Origin of the sequence: Haladaptatus sp. (genome assembly GCF_049589095.1) — an archaeon.
Taxonomy (GTDB): domain Archaea; phylum Halobacteriota; class Halobacteria; order Halobacteriales; family Haladaptataceae; genus Haladaptatus.
The window spans coordinates 1-3204 of the sequence record NZ_JBAWAC010000464.1 but is presented as its reverse complement, the minus strand read 5'-3'; the positions used below and the strand labels follow the sequence as shown (position 1 = coordinate 3204).

Sequence of the window (3204 nt, the reverse complement as noted above, 5' to 3'; positions counted from 1 at the left end):
GCCGAACTGTTCCCGAATCGCCCGCGAGGTGTCCCGATACGACCCCTGCTCGCAGTGGGGGTAGTGCTCCTCGATGGCGCTCTGAATCCACGTGTCGAGCGGTACCGCTTCTAAATAGCCGAGCGCGAAGAGGAGTACGCAGTCGGCCACCTTGTCGCCGACGCCGACGAAGGCCTGCATGGCGTCGCGGGCGTCCTCGTAGGATTTCCCGCGAACGTCGTCCGGCGAGGCTTCGCCGGACGCCAACAACTCGGCGGACTTCTTGACGTACGGCGCACGGTAGCCCAGATTCAGGTCCCGAAGCTCCCCCTCCGACGCTTCAGCCAAGGCTTCCGGCGTCGGGAACTCGTAGTACGTCTTTCCGTCGAACTCGATGGGGGTTCCGAACTCGCGGGCCAGCGCGGTCTGCATGCCGTAGATTCGGCTCACGCGCATCTGTGCCGAGCAGATGAAGGAGACGAGACACGGGAAAAAGGGATCGCGGACGATCCGCATGCCGCGATATTCGTCGTAGGCCGATTCGACCAGCGAGTCCGCGGGCGTGGCGTCGATTATCGCGTCCAAATCGTCGTCGAGGCGCAAAAGCGAGAACAGGTGAGGTTCGGCGTCGGTCGTCGCCTCCCACTCCAGCAGTCCGTCCCGTTGCCGGGCGCAGATGACGTTCCCGTCGAGGACGGTGTAGTACCACGCCGACCCGCCGTAGGCGTGGGTCGTCTCGTACATCCGTCCGTCCTCGCGCCGCCAGAGGTAACTCTGGCCGCTCTCGACGGTCGATTGGAGGTCGAACCCACCCGGTAACTCTTCGACGGGTATCGAACCGGTTTCCATCGCCCGGGAATGGGTATCGGGGACAAGCAACTCTTTCGATTCACCACGTCGCGGCCAGCACCCGCCGCCAGTTCCCGTGGGCGACCTTCGAAACGTCGTCCTCGCCGAACCCGCGTTCCCGAAGTTCCGCGAACACGGCGGGAAGACCGGTCACGTCGCCCACGTCGTCGGGTATCGGTGCGCCGTCGAAGTCGGATCCTAACACCACGTGGTCGATACCTGCGCGGTCGGCGACGTATTCGATATGGTCCACGAGGTCGGACAGGGTCGCATCGGCGTCCGGGTTTGGGTCGTCGGCCAAAATCGGTTCGAGGAAGCCGATGCCGACGACGCCGTCGGAGTCGGCCACGGCGTCTATCTGCTCGTCCGTCAGGTTTCGGGAGTGCGGACAGAGGCTGTACGCGCCGGTGTGCGAGGCGACGAGCGGCGCGCCGCTCGTCTCGGCGACGTCCCAGAATCCCCGTTCGGTCAGGTGTGCACAGTCGACCACGATGCCGTGCCGTTCGCACGCCCGGACGAGGTCTCGCCCCGCGTCAGTCAGTCCGTCGCCGGTGTCCGGACTCCCGGGGTAGCGCGAGACGACGCCCTGCCCGAAGGCGTTCGGACGGCTCCACACCGGGCCGATGGAGCGCACGCCCGCGGCGTACAGGAAGTCGAGGTTGGCGAGGTCGGGAGCGACGCCAGCAGCGCCTTCGATGTGCGGAACCGCACCGAGTTCACCCGATTCGAGGCAGGCGTCGAAGTCGTCGAGCGAGTCCACGACGCGAAAGCCGTCGACGGTGGCGGCGAGCCTGTGGAGCAGTTCGAGGTATCGGTACGTCACGGACCGCGCGTCGCCGTGGTCGAGTTCGTCGGGGAGGGGGAACTCGTAGCCCTCGTCGGTCCGTCGAACCTCGTGTTCGTCGTCGCTCAGGACGAAGGTGGCGAAGAATCCGACGCCGAGTCCCGCCTCGCGGGCACGCGGGAGGTCGATATGCGTGCCCTCGATTCCCTCCTCGAACGCCGATACGGGGTCGTCGGTCGAACCTAACCGGAGAAGCGTATCGTTGTGGCCGTCCACGACCGGCATGTGAGTCATTGCTCGTGATGTGTCGGAAACGGACATAAGTGCTGTCGTGACCTGTCACGATACCCCAAAAGGGCGAAAATTCATACTGCTGGCCCTGTAATTACCGTTGGGATTATGAACTGTAGAGTTGTCGTCGAAGCCGCAATCCCGGTCTACGACGTGCAGACGCCGGACGAGGCGGTGCGCATCGCCATCTCCAAGACCGGCGAGATGCTCAATCCCGACCTAAACTACGTCGAAATAAACATGGGTTCGCGGACATCGCCATCCGGGGAGGAACTCCCACCGGCGTTCATCGCCGCCGACGAGGCACTCGTCGCGCTGGAGTTGGAGATGACGGTGTTCAACGTCGAGCGAGAGGAACACGCATCGCGTATCGCCCGGAAGGAAATCGGCCAACGGTTGGAAAACATTCCGCTTACCGTCCTCGATGTCGAGGTCATCCAGGACGAGGAAAGCGATTCGGACGAGACGGACGAAACCGACACCAACGCCGACGATTCGGACGACGATGACGGGAGCGATACGGACGACGTGTTGCCCGAATTCGAGGATCTCATCGACTGATCGGTCACCGGGAACGGCTTCAACGCGGCGGGCTTGCCGCAGTAGGAGTGAGTTGTAGGTCATTTGAATAGCTTCTCGCGTCGTGATACGGTCTTTCGTCTCAAACTGCTTTGCCTCCGGACGGCGGTCACAAACCCTAACCGGAGGGACGACCAACGGAGGGATATGACGAAGTACACCACCGTTTCCATTCCGAAGGATCTCGCCGATCGCGTGGAGGAGACGATCGAGGGAACGAGTTTTTCGAACACGAGCGATCTCGTCCGGTTTCTGCTCCGGAGTATCGTCATTCAGCACCAACGGCAGGGAAAGCTCACGGAGTCGGAATTCAGCGAGATAACCGACCAACTGCGTGAGTTGGGATATCTAGAGTAGTTCCGCCGGCGGTTCGGCATCGAGGACAACCAGTTCCTGTTTTCGCCCGGAACGGTCGAACGCGGCGACCGTTTCCTGTGTCCACGGTGGGACGGCAACGACGACGACTTCCCGTAGGTCGTCCGTCTGCGTGACTTCGAGTGGGCCTTGCGGGTGTGAGATGAACTGGCCCTGTGTCTGTCGTGGCGGTATCGAGAGGTCCATCCCGAAGACCGCGGTCACGGACTTTCCCGTATCCGGCGGATAGAAGTGAGTGAATACGGGAGTTTCCGGTTCGAGTTCGTCCGCGCCGTCCAGGTCTTCCGCAGGGGTAACCGCTAGCGGAACGGTCACTTTCTTCGGTTCGGCGTCCGCCGCCAGTTCGA

5 protein-coding genes are annotated in these 3204 nt (G+C 62.8%); 2 read left to right on the top strand and 3 right to left on the bottom strand.

The window, feature by feature from the left end:
* Together WBV42_RS14515 and WBV42_RS14510 are read right to left on the bottom strand one after the other, a co-directional pair.
* Window positions 1-828, bottom strand: an 828-nt coding sequence (locus WBV42_RS14515; RefSeq protein ID WP_423986665.1) for a DNA-3-methyladenine glycosylase family protein, incomplete at its 3' end; no start/stop codon positions are given.
* Between the two features lie 40 nt (window positions 829-868).
* Window positions 869-1906 (bottom strand): dipeptidase, encoded by a 1038-nt coding sequence (locus tag WBV42_RS14510; protein WP_423986664.1) that lies wholly within the window; start codon window positions 1904-1906, stop codon window positions 869-871.
* Between the two features lie 105 nt (window positions 1907-2011).
* Here WBV42_RS14510 and WBV42_RS14505 point away from each other — a divergent pair, with 105 nt between their 5' ends.
* Both WBV42_RS14505 and WBV42_RS14500 read left to right on the top strand, forming a co-directional pair.
* Complete coding sequence (locus tag WBV42_RS14505) at window positions 2012-2464, top strand: DUF555 domain-containing protein (protein ID WP_423986663.1); 453 nt, start codon at window positions 2012-2014, stop codon at window positions 2462-2464.
* 165 nt (window positions 2465-2629) lie between these two features.
* Window positions 2630-2839, top strand: coding sequence for a ribbon-helix-helix domain-containing protein (locus tag WBV42_RS14500; protein ID WP_066145871.1), 210 nt, complete (start codon window positions 2630-2632; stop codon window positions 2837-2839).
* Here the strand turns inward: WBV42_RS14500 and WBV42_RS14495 are convergent.
* On the bottom strand, window positions 2831-3204 hold a 374-nt coding region (locus WBV42_RS14495), incomplete at its 5' end, for a hypothetical protein (protein WP_423986662.1). The genes WBV42_RS14500 and WBV42_RS14495 overlap by 9 nt on opposite strands.